Annotated in this window: 17 protein-coding genes, 1 tRNA gene and 3 pseudogenes; 10 read left to right on the top strand and 11 right to left on the bottom strand. The window is 40.3% G+C overall.

Annotated elements, in window-relative coordinates:
* Nucleotides 1–86: 86 nt before the first annotated feature.
* Together MLD56_RS02815 and MLD56_RS02810 are read right to left on the bottom strand one after the other, a co-directional pair.
* Nucleotides 87–1,379 carry a homocysteine synthase gene (locus MLD56_RS02815; RefSeq protein ID WP_165148041.1) on the bottom strand — a complete coding sequence of 431 codons (1,293 nt, stop codon included), beginning with the start codon at nucleotides 1,377–1,379 and terminating at the stop codon, nucleotides 87–89.
* A 153-nt stretch (nucleotides 1,380–1,532) separates the two neighbouring features.
* Nucleotides 1,533–2,171, bottom strand: coding sequence for a flavin reductase family protein (locus MLD56_RS02810; RefSeq protein ID WP_049816915.1), 639 nt, complete (start codon nucleotides 2,169–2,171; stop codon nucleotides 1,533–1,535).
* A 98-nt stretch (nucleotides 2,172–2,269) separates the two neighbouring features.
* Between MLD56_RS02810 and MLD56_RS02805 the strand changes: the two genes are divergently transcribed.
* Nucleotides 2,270–2,959, top strand: coding sequence for an ArsR/SmtB family transcription factor (locus MLD56_RS02805; protein WP_029516008.1), 690 nt, complete (start codon nucleotides 2,270–2,272; stop codon nucleotides 2,957–2,959).
* A 322-nt stretch (nucleotides 2,960–3,281) separates the two neighbouring features.
* Here MLD56_RS02805 and MLD56_RS02800 read toward each other — a convergent pair whose 3' ends face one another.
* Both MLD56_RS02800 and MLD56_RS02795 read right to left on the bottom strand, forming a co-directional pair.
* Nucleotides 3,282–3,875 carry a dienelactone hydrolase family protein gene (locus MLD56_RS02800; protein ID WP_029516009.1) on the bottom strand — a complete coding sequence of 198 codons (594 nt, stop codon included), beginning with the start codon at nucleotides 3,873–3,875 and terminating at the stop codon, nucleotides 3,282–3,284.
* Nucleotides 3,859–4,713 (bottom strand): aminoglycoside 6-adenylyltransferase, encoded by an 855-nt coding sequence (locus tag MLD56_RS02795; RefSeq protein ID WP_029516010.1) that lies wholly within the window; start codon nucleotides 4,711–4,713, stop codon nucleotides 3,859–3,861. The genes MLD56_RS02800 and MLD56_RS02795 overlap by 17 nt, the downstream gene beginning before the upstream one ends.
* A 176-nt stretch (nucleotides 4,714–4,889) precedes the next feature.
* Between MLD56_RS02795 and MLD56_RS02790 the strand changes: the two genes are divergently transcribed.
* The 3 genes from MLD56_RS02790 to MLD56_RS02780 all read left to right on the top strand — a co-directional run bounded on the left by MLD56_RS02790 (nucleotide 4,890) and on the right by MLD56_RS02780 (nucleotide 6,954).
* Nucleotides 4,890–5,432 carry a GNAT family N-acetyltransferase gene (locus MLD56_RS02790; RefSeq protein ID WP_080658582.1) on the top strand — a complete coding sequence of 181 codons (543 nt, stop codon included), beginning with the start codon at nucleotides 4,890–4,892 and terminating at the stop codon, nucleotides 5,430–5,432.
* A 109-nt stretch (nucleotides 5,433–5,541) separates the two neighbouring features.
* On the top strand, nucleotides 5,542–5,907 hold the full coding sequence (locus MLD56_RS02785) for a cupin domain-containing protein (RefSeq protein WP_029516012.1): 366 nt from the start codon (nucleotides 5,542–5,544) through the stop codon (nucleotides 5,905–5,907).
* A 147-nt stretch (nucleotides 5,908–6,054) separates the two neighbouring features.
* Nucleotides 6,055–6,954, top strand: a complete 900-nt coding sequence (locus tag MLD56_RS02780; protein WP_029516013.1) for an alpha/beta hydrolase family protein — start codon at nucleotides 6,055–6,057, stop codon at nucleotides 6,952–6,954.
* Between the two features lie 134 nt (nucleotides 6,955–7,088).
* On the opposite strand, the gene MLD56_RS02775 is transcribed toward MLD56_RS02780, so the two are convergent.
* Complete coding sequence (locus MLD56_RS02775; protein ID WP_029516014.1) at nucleotides 7,089–7,904, bottom strand: DUF2935 domain-containing protein; 816 nt, start codon at nucleotides 7,902–7,904, stop codon at nucleotides 7,089–7,091.
* A 1,246-nt stretch (nucleotides 7,905–9,150) separates the two neighbouring features.
* Between MLD56_RS02775 and MLD56_RS26080 the strand changes: the two are divergent.
* The 3 genes and pseudogenes from MLD56_RS26080 to MLD56_RS02760 all read left to right on the top strand — a co-directional run.
* Nucleotides 9,151–9,432 (top strand): annotated as a pseudogene (locus MLD56_RS26080) (ran-binding protein 10); the annotation flags it as partial.
* A gap of 457 nt (nucleotides 9,433–9,889) precedes the next feature.
* A complete protein-coding gene (locus MLD56_RS02765; RefSeq protein ID WP_241113465.1) occupies nucleotides 9,890–10,966 on the top strand; it encodes an SPRY domain-containing protein in 1,077 nt (358 codons plus the stop codon).
* Between the two features lie 276 nt (nucleotides 10,967–11,242).
* Nucleotides 11,243–11,884, top strand: a complete 642-nt coding sequence (locus tag MLD56_RS02760) for a hypothetical protein (protein WP_029516017.1) — start codon at nucleotides 11,243–11,245, stop codon at nucleotides 11,882–11,884.
* A gap of 220 nt (nucleotides 11,885–12,104) precedes the next feature.
* Here MLD56_RS02760 and MLD56_RS02755 read toward each other — a convergent pair whose 3' ends face one another.
* From MLD56_RS02755 to MLD56_RS02740, 4 genes and pseudogenes are all read right to left on the bottom strand, one after another.
* Entirely contained in the window at nucleotides 12,105–12,212 is a 108-nt protein-coding gene (locus MLD56_RS02755; protein WP_023986758.1) for a hypothetical protein, read from the bottom strand.
* A 147-nt stretch (nucleotides 12,213–12,359) separates the two neighbouring features.
* Nucleotides 12,360–13,241: a glycosyltransferase family 2 protein gene (locus MLD56_RS02750; RefSeq protein WP_029516018.1), complete on the bottom strand. Its 882-nt coding sequence runs from the start codon at nucleotides 13,239–13,241 to the stop codon at nucleotides 12,360–12,362.
* Nucleotides 13,242–13,464: 223 nt separating this feature from the next.
* Nucleotides 13,465–13,548: pseudogene (locus MLD56_RS02745) on the bottom strand (glycosyltransferase); the annotation flags it as partial.
* 542 nt (nucleotides 13,549–14,090) lie between these two features.
* Complete coding sequence (locus MLD56_RS02740) at nucleotides 14,091–14,339, bottom strand: WGxxGxxG family protein (RefSeq protein ID WP_029516020.1); 249 nt, start codon at nucleotides 14,337–14,339, stop codon at nucleotides 14,091–14,093.
* Nucleotides 14,340–14,493: 154 nt separating this feature from the next.
* Between MLD56_RS02740 and MLD56_RS02735 the strand changes: the two genes are divergently transcribed.
* Nucleotides 14,494–15,012, top strand: coding sequence for a DUF3231 family protein (locus MLD56_RS02735; protein ID WP_029516021.1), 519 nt, complete (start codon nucleotides 14,494–14,496; stop codon nucleotides 15,010–15,012).
* Between the two features lie 182 nt (nucleotides 15,013–15,194).
* Here the strand turns inward: MLD56_RS02735 and MLD56_RS02730 are convergent, their stop codons facing one another.
* Nucleotides 15,195–16,616 carry a tetratricopeptide repeat protein gene (locus MLD56_RS02730; RefSeq protein ID WP_029516022.1) on the bottom strand — a complete coding sequence of 474 codons (1,422 nt, stop codon included), beginning with the start codon at nucleotides 16,614–16,616 and terminating at the stop codon, nucleotides 15,195–15,197.
* Nucleotides 16,617–17,537: 921 nt separating this feature from the next.
* On the opposite strand from MLD56_RS02730, the gene MLD56_RS02725 reads away from it, so the two are divergent.
* Nucleotides 17,538–18,530, top strand: a complete 993-nt coding sequence (locus MLD56_RS02725; protein ID WP_029516023.1) for a YiiG family protein — start codon at nucleotides 17,538–17,540, stop codon at nucleotides 18,528–18,530.
* 227 nt (nucleotides 18,531–18,757) lie between these two features.
* A pseudogene (locus tag MLD56_RS02720) lies at nucleotides 18,758–18,946 on the top strand (tyrosine-type recombinase/integrase); the annotation flags it as partial.
* 95 nt (nucleotides 18,947–19,041) lie between these two features.
* On the opposite strand, the gene MLD56_RS02715 reads toward MLD56_RS02720, so the two are convergent.
* Nucleotides 19,042–19,128 (bottom strand) — tRNA-Thr (locus MLD56_RS02715).
* Nucleotides 19,129–19,352 lie beyond the last annotated feature (224 nt).

The following is a 19,352-nucleotide window of genomic DNA, read 5'->3' as shown; positions in this document are numbered from 1 at the left end:
GAACGAATACCGATCTGGGTCGAAAAATCACTTGCGATGCTACACGAATGCTCTGTCACACTTAGTCTAAGAAGAGTCTACTGCTACTACTGCTGGCTGGCCGCGATCGCCTGCTCCAGATCATACAATATATCGTCTATTGCTTCTGTCCCGACAGATAGGCGTAACAGCTCCGGTTTGACTCCGGCAGCAACCTGTTCTTCCTCATTCAACTGCTGGTGCGTTGTGCTTGCCGGATGAATAATCAAAGACTTGGAATCACCTACATTCGCCAAATGAGAAAATAGCTTTACATTCGCAATTAGCTTGCTTCCCGCCTGGCTTCCACCTTTAATACCAAAGGTCAGGATTGCTCCTTGTCCTTTCGGCAAATACTTTTGAGCTAATGCGTAGGACGGGTGGCTCGGCAACCCGGTGTAGCTTACCCACTCCACATCCTTGTGGCCTTCGAGATATTGCGCTACCTTCAAGGCATTTTGACTATGTCTTTCCAGCCGCAGATGAAGTGTCTCCAAGCCTTGAAGCAGCAGCCATGAATTGAACGGAGAAATGGCAGCTCCCAAGTCCCGTAGCAATTGCACCCGTGCCTTGATAATATATGCGATAGGTCCCACCGCCTCGGTGTAAACAACTCCGTGGTAGCTCGGGTCCGGCTCAGTCAGCCCCGGGAAACGACCATTCGCTTTCCAGTCAAACTTGCCGCTGTCCACGATCACCCCACCAATAGACGTACCATGTCCGCCAATAAACTTCGTTGCCGAATGCACGACAATGTCCGCTCCGTATTCAATAGGACGCAATAAGTAAGGACTTGGGAACGTGTTATCCACAATCAGCGGAATACCATATTCGTGCGCAATCGCCGCTACTGCTTCCACATCCAGCACATTGCCCTGTGGATTGCCAATCGTTTCGGCAAAGATGGCCTTCGTTTTATCCGTAATGGCATGGCGGAAATTCTCTGGATCATCCGAATCGACAAAATGCACCTTAATACCCAATTTGGGCAGTGTGGTAGAAAACAGATTATATGTACCGCCATACAGGCTGGAGGCTGATACAATTTCATCTCCAGCTCCCGCAATGTTCAGAATGGAGAAGGAAATCGCCGCCATTCCCGAAGCTGTGGCCAACGCGCCAGCCCCGCCTTCCAGTGCTGCAATCCGTTGCTCGAACACATCCGTGGTCGGATTCATCAGACGCGTATAAATGTTGCCGAATTCTTTCAGCGAGAACAAATCAGCCGCATGCTCGGCATCCCGAAATCCATATGAAGTGGTTTGGTACAACGGAACGGCGCGGGAAAAGGTAGTAGGATCAATCTCTTGTCCGGCATGGACAGCGAGAGTTTCGAATGACAGCTTGCGTTCTTCTGACATGATTATTTCCTCCCTTGTTATACGTGCTGTATGAATCGTCTCTTCCTGTATGCGTAGTCATGGATGATTTTTCAATTATTCTCGCACAAAAAGAACGATTTGGGAAGAAAATTCTCATTATTCAGGTAGGATATTATCATTTTATTTAAAGCATCAGGTTTCGGATCGAAAGGTTTTGCCCAAATGCTCACCCAGACCAAAATAATGGCGGAAATTATAGATGAGCGGACTCCACTTTGTCGGATCAATATGGTTCTCGCCGAGGATGATATCCTGATGAACATGCACCTGTATGGCTTGAGTTTCGACGATAGCAAAATAAGGAGAATGGTCAGGAATTCTTACATCCCTCACCTTGGCTTCAATTTGAATAGGGCACTCCCTAATTCGGGCAGGCTTGACCCTATTCGACTCAATCGAAGTGAGTCCGCTGATCTCATACTTATCTTTATGGTACATAAATCCATGTCCCTTTTTTTCCGCTGGAACAGGATTCTTACCTGTATAAGGAGCCAAACGTTCTACATTTTCCCACATGGAAGGTCCCGGAACATTGATTACACATTCGGGATGCCGCTCCATATTTTCTAATGCTTTGCCACCTGTTCCAATGCCTAGTACCACACAATCTCCTAATGCCCACGAGGAGGAAATCGGGCTAATATTGGTCGTTCCATCCTCATTCACCGTATTGAGTAAAATCACAGGGGTTCCGTAATATAAAATGCTAGGGTTAATCGTTTTAACGTCTGGGCTATGATTCATTCCATTCATCTGATTTATTGGGTTCATTATCTCTTCTCCTTCTATTCAGATCTACCTCCCTATTGTAAAATATAAATATTTCAACCTTCATCGAAGTATGGATTACAAAGGGGGATAACCGTGCCATGAGCACCAAGTCAAATGTAGCTATGATTGCTTCTCTTGTTAGCGAGCCTTCTCGTGCAGCTATACTCACCGCTTTATTAGACGGCAGGTTCCACACGGCAAGTGAATTGGCCCATATGGCAGGCATCAAACCGCAAACGGCCAGCTTCCATCTGGCTAAAATGACCGAGGCACACGTCGTTACTGTGGAAAAACAAGGGCGTCACCGTTACTATGGCATTCAAGACCCCGAAGTTGCCCGGGTGATGGAGTCATTTTTATCCATAGCTCCACCTGTTCCAATCAAGTCATTCAAACAAGCCTCCGAAAACGAGGCCATACGGTTGGCAAGAACTTGCTACGATCATGTTGCGGGTCAATTAGGCGTACAGCTCATGAATTTTTTCATGCAAAAGGGGATTCTTTCCGAGGATCAGGACGGGCTTCATATTACGGACCAAGGAGAGACTTTCTTCACTGACTTTCAGATTGACCTTACAAAAACAAGACAAAAGCGCCGCTCCTTCTCACATAAATGCCTGGATTGGAGTGAACGACGCCATCACCTTGCCGGTGCTTTAGGAAGTGCTATTCTGGACAGATTATTCGAATTACATTGGATCGAGCGTCTGCCTACAACCCGAGCGATACGTATTACAGCCGAGGGTAAAAGAGGTTTTAAAGAGATATTTTCGATAGAGGTCGACTAGATCATCAGAGTCCTTTTATTTTTCGCATTACCTCAAATCAAGCAGACTGTTTGAATTGGGCAATAGCAATGGCGGAGTCCTGAAAGTTAACTCCTGTCGTAGTAAGCAGGATAAATTAAGAAGCTTTCCCGCTCTGATCCGCCGCTTTTGCCCCATCTGCCGGAGAAGGTTGAATGGTATTATGAAAAAAAGGTAGCCACAGCCACATACGTCTCCTTTTCATAGTCAATGATGTGTATACATATGACTAATCCGCATATCAAGACTGTGCGTTTCCCCAGAGTAATGAAACAGGTGTGGGCTGGATGAAGCTGTTCATTGATCAACCTCTCTTGAAGAACTCTACCGTTTCGTTAAATGATTGCTGAGCCGAATGTACGTTATATCGGGGAGAGTACGGATCACTGAATCCGTGCTGTCCGCTGAATTTATGTACCCGGATATTACGGTTATCTAAAATTGAAATGAGCTCATCCACATTAAATGATGGTTCTTCCTGTGGGAAAAAAAGCAGTGTTGGACAATGTGGAGTTATTTCTAAATAATTCCTAATACGAGAGCCATAGTATCCTACAATTCCATCAACATACTTTTCTTTACTACACAGCCAGGCAACCGTTGCCCCTATGCTAAAGCCGACGATAAATACCTTTTTATAGCGAGCTCGAATACTTAATAATAAACTTTCGATATGATAGAAAGAGCGTTCAAATCCTATATTTTCTATAAAATTGGTATAGGCACTTTCCTCTTGCGAATAGTCATAAGGCGTTTCTTTGCCTAGTAAATTTGGACAAATGACATCATAACCCTGATCTGATAATAGGCTACAAAAATTTTGTATATGCTTGTTAATCCCATAAATCTCATGCAGTACAACAATTAGGGTGCTCGACTTTTTATCTATGCTTATCATATTGTCCCCCTAACCAGTTTTGAATATGGGAAAATAATTCATCCGGATACGCGTATTTATACTTAGCTGCCACTTCCGAGGATAATCGTTTGAACAACTTTAAGGATACGACCAATGCTTCCCAACTATGATTGGGATCGTATTTCCCAAAAGATTTCTTCAAATCAGTAACAACATCTTGATCAGCCCATTCATTCATGAATTTCCCTGCATGCCAAGTATCATATTCCGATCCATGTACAGCTTTTGCATGCCACTCTATCATTTGCAGCAATAATTGTTTACAGTCCATATCTCTTTGCTTAGCTACCCACAGATCATTACGCAAAATTTGTTTAGCCACATATAGAGAGGCGAAGCAATACATGTTAACAACCTGTAGATAAGCACCTTCAGATATTAGAGGAGTATCCGGGATCGTTGTGGTTTGAGAAATGATTTGATTTCCATTCCCCGTCTTATCGAGCAGCATCCTGACCCCCCGCTGAAATCCTTCAGGAATACGTCCATTTTTGATTATATGATCCAGATCAGAAATATGACGGAATAGAAAATCAACCTCAGCCCCTTGGTCAAAGAGAACGAGTTTTTCCGGATCCCCTTTTGCCGTTCGAAACATAAAGCTGGTCCAAACTTTGCCGATGTTTAGTAACCATTGATCATTTTGAAGATAGTAATCTGGATTCGTTGAAAAGACGACTACATCCAAGTCAGAAAACTCATCAAAAGGCTTGTCCTCTCTTGCCCGGGACCCAACGATATAAACCGCAATAATTTCCTCATTAGAGATTCCCCATTCGGATATACGCTCCTCAAGCACTTCGTAAGCATTATTCATTACAATATATCCTCCTTTTTTAGAAAACATTATATCCAATCCAATAATTACGGTATATATTTTTAGTTAACATTCAAAGGAATGCTGCCTGATATACACCATTCATCAAATCAATTTCCCAATCTTCATCCTGTGATATAATTCTTTCAATATTACAGTTTGGAAGGATGGTGCAGATGTCGGAGCAGCGAGTATACATCCGGTTCTCTGAGGAGACGGACGCCGCAGAGTTGGCAGCAATGTACAAGCGCAATCGAGAATTCTTTGAGAAGTTTTCGCCAAACAACCAAGAGAAGTACTATACGGAGGAGCACCAGCTCCAGACGATTATTAAAAGCAAGGCCGACATGATGGAAGACCGGAAATATTCCTTCGTGGTATGCCACAAGGAGGACGACCGGATTATAGGCAGCATAAGCCTATCTTTTGTGGTGAGAGGACCGCTTCAGAGCTGTATGATCGGATACAGTCTAGACCAAGCATATAACGGAAAGGGTTATACGACGGAGGCGGTGAAGCAAGTGGTTCACTATGCCTTCGATGAGCTAAAGTTTCACCGGATCTTCGGGGAAGCCTCTCCCCAGAATCCAGGATCCATACGTGTGCTTGAGAAGGCTGGCTTTCACAAAGAAGGCATCTCTCGAAGCAACGTAAAGATCAACGGAAAATGGGAGGATCACCAGGTTTTGGCGATTATAAATCCATCTGAGGATATCTAGTTTTTCAGAGTGAACAATCATTTAACCATTGTAGGTGGTAGATAAAAGTACCAAATTTCAATATTCTTATTATTGTAATTGAATTTCGGGAAATTCCAAGGAGGTTATTATGAAGTATCAATCCATCAAACTGAATGAAAAGTTATCTAAGTTTAGTGATCATTGGTCTCCGAAAGTTATTGGTGAAATGAATGACTATCAATTTAAATTGGTGAAAATAGTTGGGGATTTTGTATGGCATGATCATCAGGATACCGACGAGGTCTTTATTGTACTTGAAGGTGAGATGTTCATTGATTTTAGAGATGGACGGGTACAAGTTTCTCAGGGAGAGATGTTTATTGTACCTAAGGGGGTCGAACATAAACCTTTCGCCCATGAGGAGTGCCATATCATGCTAGTAGAGCCGAGGGGAGTGGTAAATACTGGAGGATCAGAGTCAGAATTAACGGCAGCCAATGATACTTGGATTTGAATATATAGCAATAATTAGAAGTGAACAAGAAAAATTGAAGCTGATCGGAGATGGGGCGTATGCACTCCGTAGCTGTCTATTATTGCATTAAGCAACGGGCAGGGGGGATAGTTAAACAAAAATTTCGAGAAAGGAAGAGTATAGTGGATGATAAGAAACGCAGAATTTAAGAATAGTTATGCAGGATGGCGAGAAGTAGAAATAAAGGATTCCTCTCTAGGCATTACATTTCCCATGATGGTAATGTATCCAACGAACGAACCCGAACAAATAGAGCGATTGGGTCCATACCAGTTAGAGTTGGCGAGAGAGGCAGGGCCATCGGAAGGAAGGTTCCCTTTGGTTATCATCTCTCACGGTACTGGCAGTACACCGCTTGTGTATCGGATTTTGGCGCAGTATTTAGCACGTAATGGTTTTATTGTCGGCATTCCAGAGCATCCATTTAACAATCGAAATGATAATAGTCTGGAAGGGACTGCCCAGAATCTTATCTATAGACCTAGACATCTTAATATGGCCACCGATTGGTTTTTCGATAGTATGCTTTTCAAGGACAATTTGATACAGAATGCTGTGTCGCTCATTGGACATTCCATGGGTGGTTATACGGTATTAGCAGCGGCAGGTGGCGTGCCGACTTCTTTTCCTCACGAGACCTCGGACGGAAAGCCCCAGCTTATAGAGGTTACACCAGATTACCGAGTAAAATGCCTCGTTTTACTAGCGCCAGCGTCGGTCTGGTTTCGAGCTGAAGATAGCTTGCGTACGGTTAATCTACCTATCTTAATGATGGATGCAGAGAAGGATCAGTACACTCCTTCTTTACACGCGCGTATAATATTGGATGGCGTGCTGGACCCTAAGAAGGTACAATACAAAACAGTAAAAAACGCCGGACATTTCTCCTTTCTGAGTCCCTTCCCGAAATCGATGAGGACTCCAGCCTTTCTCCCATCGCAAGACCCTCCCGGCTTTGATCGCGAACATTTCCATAGGGGACTTAATGCTGACATATTGGATTTTCTATATGCTCATACACGTTAGTTGGATGACAACAGCGGCTGTCTAAGACTTTATCTTTCAAGTCTTGGTCCGCCGCTGTTTGATTTTTTGTTCAGTCTAAAGCTTTATTTCCACTGGATATTTTACAGAAACTGTGTTCTTTTGGCTGGGCTCTCTCAGTGCATGATTTCTCTCTTATTCACCTTAACACCTGATAAGGATTGATCAAACATATCGAGAATAAAAAGGAACCTCTCAGCTTCACGAAATACATGATCGGCTAATAAAGGATGGATAATGCTTTTTATTCGGCACTCGTCGATTAAATCACGCGCTGTTTTCTTAAAATCACGCAAGGACTTCACAGAGACACGGTTCTCATCAACAAATTGACTCAGGAGTGGAACGGTTTGTGACTGTGGTCGCATATGACTTAGGTCAATCGCTTGAAACATTAGCATATCAAAATCATTACTAAACTCCCTAGCTTGTTCAACCAGTTTACGTTCGGATGGATCAAGTAAATGGCCTATAAATTTTGCGTGATCGGCCATGATTTTTAAGAAAAATACATTTTCGTCCATAATAGCATCAGGTAAGGGTTCAAGTGTTCCTGAATTCAGTTCTCCTAAACGGTTTCTGAAATAATTTGCTTCCCGACTTACGTGATCTACCAGTAAAGGAAAATTGGTTTGTCCAGGAAGCTTGCATTGTAATATAAGGCCCAGTACCATCCTCTTAAATGCCCAAATATTCGTCGCCGCATTCTGAACTTCCGTATTAAACTCTTTGATTGTATAAGGATCTGTCTTGTTATTAAATTCATGCGACCTTTTCTCGATATCCTCGAAAATAGCGTAAAACTGATTGGCTTCTGTTTTAAGTTGAGTATCTTCCGCTCTAAAACCTAACCCCAGAAAAAAGGAATGCTCCTTCATAATCCTGGACCAAAATCGTATTTCATCTAATGAGCGTGAAACGAATGCATCCAATCATATCCCTCCTCTATGTGAGCAAAAAAGCACTTACTTAGTCATATGGGATATGCCTTGTCATTATGAATGATGAGGGATGTGTCGGCGAAGGGTATTGAATCTCTGGCCTACGCATAACGAGTGCGTAGAAATAGAGTTTTAATGGGTTTACAAGATACCTCTAGCCTATCCAACAATAAACAAGTTTCCGTCAGGTATTACAGATATCAGTATTTCGGTAAAAGAAATTAGCCAAGATAACAAGTACGAGACACGGATGAGAATACACTCGTCACTTCCATATATGGAACCCCCCCTTCGGAAACTGCTCCAAGTGGGTGTACAGCCGGTTATTTGCCCAAAACTTGATACTCGTACAATTGATGTCGGTTTAAAGGCATGGATGAAATCACCTTTCTTTGTTCGTTGTCGTTTGTTATTGTAGCCTTGTCTCTATCATATAATAGTTGCCAACAAAAATACGATTAATCCTTTTTCGATTCCTTTTATCAGACACCTCTACAATATTTAAATCTCCTCTATACTAATTGGGAGTCATGTCGAAGTATTGCTTGGCTTGTCGCAAAACAAAAAAATTCCTATTTTATCGAAGTGACAGAGAGTAATTGCTGTTCGGAAAATATATTCTATAATTAAACTCATATTTCAATATATAGATATTAATGTTTAGACAAGCTTTTTCGCTAGATATACTATTAATGTCATTAAACAACCATTAGGAGGAAAAATGAATATATTTAAAAAATTATTAATCTCCTTTTTACTAGGATTATTTTTCTTTACTAGCCTTAATCACAACACAGTTATGGCTGCATCTGTTGGTGACGCACTGAACGAACCCGAGTCTGGATGGACACGTCATAAATACGATTCAGAGAATATTACATATTTAGGAGGGAAGTGGGCGTTTAACATTGGAGTATCCACATACGCATCTCAATGGCAAAAGGAAGGTTCTATTCTAAAGTTTAATTTTACTGGGACAAAATTCCGACTTATTTCCACAACATGGTGGTCTTTCTCAAAAGACGTTGATGTATTTATTGATGGAAAATTCGTTGAAAAAATATCACTATATGGCCTGGATGATGGTACACAAAGAATCAAATTTGAGAAACTTAATTTAGATTATGGTAAGCACTCTGTAGAATTTATTAACAATACAAAAGAGTACTTATCAATATATAGTATTGACACTGACGGCCAACTAAATCCTAGCAATCCTGTTGATCCTACTCCAGAACCAACCCAACCTACTGATCCCAGCAAACCAGAGCAACCTACTGGTGACCGTGCAATCTTAGTTGTAACAATGGATACTGGTTTGAAAAAAGAATTCGATCTGAGCATGAAAGAGGTTAATGACTTCATTTCCTGGTATGAAGGTAAGCAATCCGGCTCAGGTACAGCTTCCTATGCCATTGATAAGCACAATAATAACAAAGGTCCATTTAGCAACCGTAAGGAATATGTAATATTCAACAAAATTCTTACGTTTGAAGTAAGCGAGTATTCAACTAAATAAACAACAAGAAGGGCTTTATACGGCTATATACCGTTGGAGTCCTTATCCTCTCCCAACGACTTTACAACATATACTCTTACAGGCTTGACACAGTTGCAAATAGTTCGATATCCGACGTTAACACTTTATATGCATGGTTCACTATTTTCCCCTAGCAACTTAATTTGTAACCTGTATACTTCCGATTATTAGTTTAGTAGCGAAGTTCAAACCCTGGAAGAATAAAGAGTATAAGAGAAATGAAACATTATTTTTCTTTATATTGAAAAATAGAAAAAGTTTTTACATAATAAAAATAAAGATGCTACCAGATACATATAAGTTGAGCCTTGTATTTTCCGAAAATTTAAATACATTATTAAACTTATATTTTAATATATAAACACAAAAGTTTAAACATTCCTGTAATCGAGTTTTATAATTCAGTTTGTTATTACATATAATCTAGGAGGAAGTCATGAATAATAAATTGTTCAAAAAAATTGGGAGTATCTTATTAACCTTACTTATTGCAGTGACTGTGTTCTCATTGTTCCCTACCGTTACAAAAGCAGAAACTACAAATGTGACTTGGTCAAATGGGTCATTGGATAACACTCTCACGAAAATCAATGAAGCTGACAAAGCATCTATAGGAAAAACCACAGGTAAATGGTATTGGGAGATCACTATAAAAGATACATGGGTTGAGTCCGCAGTTGCCATAGGAATTACTGGAGAGACAGGTACATTACCTTCATCCTCTTGGGATAGAATAGCAGCCTATGGTTTCACTCCTGAATTATTTGTTAAAACGAAAAACACATCAGACAGAATTCAAAGAACCAATTATGGTAGTAAGTTCGGCAACAAAGACGTGATTGGAGTAGCTCTAGATTTAGACAACGATAAGATCACATGGTATAAAAATGGGGTGTCTCAAGGATTAAGCATTGCTAAACCTTCGGATCTTGCTGGATTGCAAGTTTTTCCATTGATTATAAATGGTACAACATCAGAAAAAACACTTACTGCTAATTTCGGAGCAAGCGATTTTAAATATCCGATTCCTGAAGGATTTTTACCTTATCAAGATTCGGGTACATCTACAACACCTGATCCATCTACAAAGCCTGACCCGTCTACTACACCGGATCCATCCACTAAGCCCGATCCGTCTACTACACCGGATCCATCCACTAAGCCCGATCCGTCTACTACACCGGATCCATCTACAAAGCCTGACCCGTCTACTACACCGGATCCGTCCACTAAGCCCGATCCGTCGGATACAGATGGGGCCTCCCAACCAACTGGTGACCGCGCCATTCTGACTGTAACGATGGACAATGGATTTGATAAAGAATTCGATTTGAGTAAAAAAGAACTCAATGCCTTCATCGCATGGTATGACGCTAAAGATGCTGGTAGAGGTGCTTCTTTCTTTGCCATTGACAAACATAATAACAACAAAGGTCCATTCAGCAATCGCAAAGACTACGTAATCTTCAACAAAATTCTCACATTTGAAGTAAGCGAATATTCAACGAAATAAACATATGAAGGGCTTCATGTCGGCTAACATGCCGATGAAGTCCTTCTTTACATTTACTCTAATCTCGAGATCACGCCTAAACTGCTATACTGGACGATACATTTTTTCTAGACTAAAAGTTTGCAAATCGTTTTTTAAACAAAAAAAGCACGGTTTCCAAAAAGCCTGGAAGCTGTGCTTTGCTTATGTATTCAACCCTAATATTCGATAATAAAGGTAACAAGATAAAATGAGCAACTACCTCAACCGATGAGGATACTCACAGGAGAATTCGTCATGTTAAAAAAAGCTCTACTCATTGCTCTACTTTCTGTAGCTCTAACAGCTTGTGGAAGCAATTTCAAAGAAGCAACGACAAGGTCTGGGTCTTCAAGTACATCCTTTGCTACTGAACAAACAGCAAGCAATGAAAATACTGCTCAGCAAGCTTCTACAAATCAGGTCACAGATAAACAATATTTATTTGCTGAATTCATGAAAGATGGAACCCCCATGTTAACAGAAGATCAAGCTTCTATGGAACAAACGTCTTATGACTTCATTGCTAAAAACAGTGACTTATTTCCTTCCACAGATAAAAGCAAAGTCATTAATCTAGTAGACAAATCCGTAACAACAAAACACTTAAATAAAAATTTGAACTTATACTTAAACAAATTTGTAAAAATAAGCGGCGATGTAATAGATATAGAAGAAGATAACATTCCTATAGGAACAACGGCTATCGTTTATATTAGTGATGAAAATGATAATACAGTAATGGCAGTTTATCCGGGAGCAAGTGGGGAAATTTTTGAAGGAGACGTTGCTACAGTTATTGGAGTTCCTATCGCTAATTTTTCATATGAAAATATTTCAGGTGGCTATACGAATACTACACTGTTAGCAGCTTCTTTTCTCACGAAAGAAAATCAATAAATTTTAATCATGCAAGCCCTTAAGCGAGTATTCAACTAAATACACAACGATAGAGACTCTATCCGGCTAAATAAAGTGATTAGGAAATTGTTCAAATGCAAAAAGCTCTGCCGACCCATAAGGTTAGCAGAGCTTTTTATCTAATCTAATTTCGGACAGAATGAAAGAAGGTCGTTCAACTTGATTGATGGGTCATTATCATACAATTCTTTTCGCAAAATTAAACCCAACATGATTTAAGGATGATAACCAAGAGGATATAGAGCACCAAAATAGCCGCTGTAGAAGTCCACACACCGCAAACAGCTGCACCTGCACATCCGCTCATAGCTTTAGCCCTCCTTTATTTGTCTTCATCTTAATATATGTGTAAATATGTTTTATGACCGGGCATTCAGGTAAACATAAAAAACACTCCATTTACGCATGCCAGCGGAATATTAGGATACTTTCCGATCGCGTGCTGATATCTTTGTTAATATGGAAGATGAGATATACACCGCGAAAAAGCCATGCTTAATAGTTCCTGATTGTAAATCTGATACTTACGGTTTTGATCTAACACCCAATTTGCAAATCCCACAGCTTTAGTGTAGCAATTATAATCATAGGGATTAATTTTAAACTCAAGAATATTCAGCATCATCTGATTCTCTTCATCTGATAATTCCAAGCCCAACTGGCTAAACTGTCTTTGACGAATTCTCCGAGCGGTGTCGTCTTGTATGGCTCTGTGCTGAATGGACACTTGTCCTTTATGTTGACGATAATATAATAAGCTTATGGGGAGGTTTGCTATTTGTACCTGAGAGGCTAATCGGTTCCACAGTTCGTAGTCTTCGGCATGAGGATAACTACTATCATATTGAATGTTTAGCCGATGTATCATGCTATTGCGTAATATTGTAGCAGGATGGCAGATACAGCAATGAAATAACAACCATGTTCTAATTTCTTCATGACTAGCCGGATTCACCTTAAGTGCCCCTCCACTAGAAGTAGTAAAAGCAGCACCACATACATCAATTAAGGGATTTTGATCCATGAATGATATTTGCACATCCAATCGATCTGGCGTAGAAATATCATCGCTATCCATACGAACGATATATTCACCAGTTGCCCTATTGAATCCCTCGTTTAAAGTAGCAACCAAACCTTGATTGGTACTATGGAATATTTTAACCACTCTAGGATCTGTTATTTGTGAAATAACAAAAGCGGATCCATCTGTTGAGCCATCATCAATAATAATCAATTCAAAATCGGAATAGGTTTGAGCTAATATACTGTGGATTGCTTCCCAAACAAAGGACACAGTGTTATAAACTGGCAGTATAACTGAAGCTCGTGGCACAAGAAGTTCCCTCCATTCTACATTTTAAAATTAGAAAATATTATTTTGCATAAAAGCCAACTTCCCTATTTTTCTCGAAAACTATTTCTTCGAATGTTCATGCTCCAAGTATATGTATTGAAATATATTTTGAGGCGGCTTCTCGGTAAAAAAAGCTTTCCATAGCCACCCTTTGGGGTATTTATAGAAAGCTAATCTGCTTTGCAGCGTCTATAGCGCTCACTTAAAATTTTTCAGGAAACTGTTTGACAATGCCTTCTGTCAGAATGTCCGCTAAATGAATCATATGGATCTCGTTTTTGTCGGTTGGAATGGAATATATGATAGAAGTATTCATAGGCTTGTTTGCACTAATTCTTATATTATATCCTTTCAAAGTACTGGTACGATGGTTATTAGAATTCTTAAATTTTAAAAATGTCGTCACTTCCTTTATTACTTTTGGCACGCTTGCTTTGTCGTATCTAATATTTATTACAGTTAGATCACAATCAATAGAGGATATATTAAAAGGAGCTTCGATTGCCATACCTGTTTTTGTACTATACTTAGTAATTGATCTTCAAAAAAATAATGAAGAGAAGGAAACTGCATTACCCACTACTCCATAAAACAGTAAAGATACCCTGACGCTTTAAGTAAGTGAGTAATCAAATAAAGACTCTTATGGCAATATATTAGCAGAGTCCTTTCATTTACTCTAAATTCACATTGATCACGGAAAAATAAGATTAGTTAATCTTAATAGCTATTCGGTGATCGGTGTGTTGAATCTAAAAGTAAACAATCCCCGCTGACCAAGTATGGTTAGCGGGGATTGTTTAGTTGTTTTTGAGTTGTTGTTTACGATTATCTTTTACTGTGGTTTTCAGGCTCGCGACGTTTTAAACCTGCCAATCCAATTAACCCCAACAGACCAAGCCACCCCCAATTATTATTATTATCGTTATCATTATTATTAGTAGTAGTTAGCATTTGTGTTCTACCATTGTCGTTTGTGCCCATATTGTTTTGACTGTTTTCAGCAAATGCTACTGCCGCTCCAAAGCTTGAAATCATTAATGCAACAACAGCCATTATCTTCATTTTTTTCAACATACCTAAACCACTCCCTTAAATTTGTGCTTGCAATCAATTTTTTAATGTATTTAGCATGCCAATTGAACTTATTTCTTATACACACATTAAATCTTCACTACTGGGAATCATAAATTTGTACATCATTAAAATTAAAAAAGGAGTGGTTTTTATAATGGGTATCCTAAGCGGGAATCCAAAAGACGAGCCCATGCATTACGGAGAAGTTTATAGTGTGTGGCAGTTTTCAGCGTTAGCGAAAGGCAGCGTTTCATTTTACCAAGCATGTTTAAACCACGCAGGAGACAAAGAGCTCAAAAAAATACTGGATGATCTTATTGATCAAGCTAAACTGGAAATCCAAGAATGCGACGCAATGCTTACTGATAATGGGATTGCCCCAGCTCCTATTTTGCCTGAAAGACCCCCTGTGAAACTTGAGGATATCCCGGTTGGTGCAAGGTTTACTGATCCCGAAATCGCAGCTAAAATCGCATTAGATACCTCTGTAGGATTGACATCTTGCAGCCAAGCTATGGGTCAATCCATTAGAGAAGACATCGGGGCTTTATTTGCGAAATATCATCTAACTAAAACTGCTTTGGGAGTTCGTATTTTAAAAATGAATAAAGAAAAGGGTTGGCTAATACCTCCCCCTCTTCAATTAAAAAGACCTGAACCAGTTAAAGCCTAAATTTCCAGTACGATTCCTCAACACACTGTTCCCCTTAGATTGTTCAACAAAAATCCCCGCCGACCAGTTAAGGTTAGCGGGGATTGGTTTTGTTACGTTAAGCACCTCCGATGGTAACGTAAGGCTGAATACTATTGTGGTGGTTAAGGGCTTGATCCGGCACAGTAACAATAAACAAAAAGCTAGCCGCGATGATTAGCAGTACCATTTTTTTCAACATTGGTCATCCACACCTTTTCCATAAAATTTAAAAATGCTGCTTTGGTTTCAGGAGTCGCATAATCCCGAAAATGTAAAAACAAACCCAAACAGTTTATAAAACAAGTCTCATTATTTAGTGTATGATAACTTACTAATGAATACATCAAATGTTTAAAACCATCAATGTAAGAACCTCGATGTAAATAATAATAAGATAACTCGTAACCAAACCACGCGATATAATCCGGTATCACTTGTTGGGTATACATATCATCTGATGATAGTTGCTGTTGTGCAAAAGCATTTATTTCGGCTTCAAATTGCTGAAGTATACCTTCTACATCTATACTATATTGGTTTGCTGAAATTATAACATTCAACAGTTTTGAGATTTTCTCATTCTCGTTAGTGGCGGATGTTGCTGCAATATATTCAACATAATCTTGAAGCACACTTATATCTCCTGACAACAGTTTATATACGTAAGTATTACCTTCTGCCCAACTTTTGAACAAGCTAATCCAGTGTTGAGTATCGTCGTCAGTCTCTTTAACCCAATCTAGATTAGCGTAGGTGTATGTATATTCTAGAGCTTGTTGATAGTTGCCTTGAGCTTCACAGACACTCGCACACAATAAATCGGCATAAGAAATGTATACAAACAAGGGACGAGTTAGCTTCTTAGTAGATTCATTACGCTCTCGACTCTTCTGTTCATGTTTCAAAGTATATTGGATTTCCGCTTTATCTCTCATTTTTCGGGCTAGTTCATCAACCTTGTCCCATTTACGTAAAGCCCTATATACGTTAGCCAAATCCTTCAATGCGTCAAGCTGATCTAATTCATCTAGTCGCTCGACATAAGGCTCAAACAGTATAGCAGCCTTGATATTTCGGCTTTGATCATCTCCAATCTGAATCGTGAATATGCGATATTGACAGATGGCTAAACGTTCAGAATGTTGGTACTTCTCGGCTTCAGCTACGCCCTCATAGAGCAGCAATGCAGCATCATTTCGTCCCTGCGCTAATAACATTTCTGCAATCTCAAATAGTTTGGGTGAATAGAGTAGATTGTCCATGATGGTTCCCACCACTTGACGGATCGCGCCTAACTTGTCCAACTCCGCACAGCGAAACAAAAACGGCTCGATTCGCCTCATATTCGGTGGGGTGTCGATGATGTAGTTTTCTATGAATAAATCGTAAAAGTAGCCCTCCGGTAAACCCATAGCTTCAGTAATTAGGTCAAGCTGGTTAACAGACATAGACTTATTCCCCGTCACAATAGCGCTTACTATTCCCCTATTCATGCCTGCTATATGCCCGAATTGCGTTAGACTCATGCTCTCTTGTTTTAAGTATTTGTCTAATTCTGTTCGTATCGTAGGTGTATGCTTCATGCCATAGCCACCTTCCGCTTAAATATTCCATATTTTTTAAAAACTAACTTCATTTTTCACCAAAATTGACCATCTGTCAATATACTATGCAACTAATGTAAGAATTCGGTCTTTAGCATGAAACAAAGCAAAAAAACTAATTATATTTAGCATAATAATCCTACTAAAAAGACCTCAGCGTAGAAGATTGTCCAAAGTCACAAAAAAGCGCGACCTCCAAAAAGCTTGGAAGTCGCGCTGTGCTTGAGTTTCATAGAATGCTGGTGAAGGGAATTGAACTCCCGGCATACGCATTGATGCCTAATGCTCTCTAAAGTACCCTTCTCCGTCTCCTGCGTGCATGATATCTTCTGATTGCGATCCCAGTCCTCCAGAGGACGATATCCTGTAGTGTAGAATTATCCGCCTCCCCATCTTTTTCTCCAGATCCTTCATAGCTGGCATATTACAGCAGCCTACTGAAAAGTTGCAGACTAGTCTGCACGGCGACGTTAAGCTAACGGGTAGGATATTCCAATATGTAGCAAAATTGTACTAAAATGAGTTCGTCTAGGTCAACAAAGGTATCATCTTTTATGTGAAGGAGAGGAGTACGATTATGGTTAGTAAAGAAATAAGGGACATCATATTTCAGGAATATTTCCAATGGGGAAACCACCACTGAGACCAGAGGAAGACAAGCATTTAGGAAGTTGGCAGAGCAATCGTCAACAACAAAGAAATTTATAAAATTATGCTACTCAAGTCTCAAGACCTATTCACCAAATAAATTTAAAATTGAATAGATTGTTTTACAATCAACATTGGTATGCGGCGAAGAGGGAATTTAATCGCCCGGAAGAGGTCAGTTGTTCTCTCTCCTATTCAGACATCTTACAAAAGAAGAGCACGTTAAATTACTCAGTCGGGGGAATCACTATTTTGAGAAAGCTATCATTCTTTATTTCCATTATTATGTTGGGTGCAATGTTGTCCGCTTGTTCTGCCATTACATCCACCGTGGATCAAGCGACTGCAGGCGTTACGTCCGGCGAGAGCAAAGAAATCGAAAAATACAATGCGTATGTGAGGCTGAATAACTTGATGACAGGCAGAATCAATGAGGTTCTGGTTCATTATTTCGAGAAGTTCGGAGTGGATACACAGCCTGTAATCGAGAAGAACTTCAGCTTCATCATGCTCGGCGTTGCTGAAACTGAGCGGGAAGTTATTGATAAAGCGAACGGCTATACCGCAAGCCAACCTGCTTTTGCGAACGCAGATCCCGTAGTGATCAAACTGACACCGGTCATCAATGATCTGTTGTCCGTCCTGGACGAGATGAAAGCCTACTATGATACAAAAGGCTACGTGGATGATGACTTCGCAAAAGGAAAACAGCTGCATACCAAGCTGGTAAGTGCCAATCTCGCTTACGAGACTGTCTCCAAACAATACTTCACGGCTATGCAAAAATTGGGTAACGAGCAGCGTCTGGCTGAACTGCAAAAACTCAAGGATTCAGACCAGCAGATCAGGTATAATGCCTTGAAGTTCATGATAGATGCCGAGGCTACGGCCATTGAAATGGATGAGCAGGGTATCACCGCCGACAATGTGCTGCAGCTTGATATGACGAAGTTTAAAGCCAAATACGACATTATGACCGCAGATCTAAGTGCGCTCATGACAATCTCAAAAGACAAGAATCGAGTTCAAAAAGAAGGGATTAACAGCTTCAGTATCAGGAACTATGTTGACTCAGCCACTGAGGCAAAAGCGGCTGCTTCAAAAATTATTGAACGCATCAATAAGAAGGAACCTGTATCTGATTCTGACCTGAACGGCCAGTTCCTGAACACTACGGATGGCACACCTGAGAATTTCAATTATAAGCTAAGCAAGGCAGTCGAACGATATAATGAAATAAATTAAGCGTATCTAACGATAGGGGCTGCGAAAACAAATACGGAGTTCCGATAACGAACAAGCTCTGCCAACCATAAGGTTAGCAGAGCTTGTGCTTTAAAATCCTCCAATGGTAACTTGAGGGTGAATGCTATGATGGTGGTTAAAAGCTTATCCGGCACATTAACAATAAGATTTAAAAATGCTGCTTTAATTTCTGGAACCGCATAATCCTGAAAGTGTAAAAATAACCAACCTTACTTCTCAAAGCTGGTATTCATCCGAAGAACGTTCAAGAGCAACTTGGACATTCGTCTATCAATGTAACTCTGGATACCTATTCACATGTTCTTCCGAATCTCCAAGAGGCGGTGTTAAAAAACATTGGCGATTCAATTACAGGTGAGAGTATTAGCACTGAAAAACCCACTTTACTAGATTAAAGGGTTAGAAAAATGGTAGAAAAATGCTCACTCCAACAAAAAAAGCGCGTCCTCCAAAAAGCTTGGAAGCCGCGCTGTGCTTGAGTTGATAGCTATGCTGGTGAAGGGAATTGAACCCCCGGCCTACGCATTACGAGTGCGTTGGAATAGAGTTTTGATGGGTTTTACAAGGCTCCTATAGCCTATCCAACAATAAATAAGGTTCTGTCAGGTATTACAGATATCCGTATTTCGGTAGAAGATTTGGTAGAAGAAAATAATTGAGGCAACAAGTACAAGGCAGATGCCTTAATGGTCTCAAGTCCCTCCGTCTCATCTCCAGATCCTTCATAGCAGCATCCTACGGTCGCCTGCTGAAAACTGTAGGCTGAACCGCGACGTTAAGCTAACGGGCAGGATAGTTCAA

Source organism: Paenibacillus peoriae, assembly GCF_022531965.1.
GTDB classification, from domain to species: Bacteria; Bacillota; Bacilli; order Paenibacillales; family Paenibacillaceae; genus Paenibacillus; species Paenibacillus polymyxa_D.
Note: the sequence above shows the minus strand (reverse complement) of the source record. Positions and strands in the feature narration are given on the sequence as shown.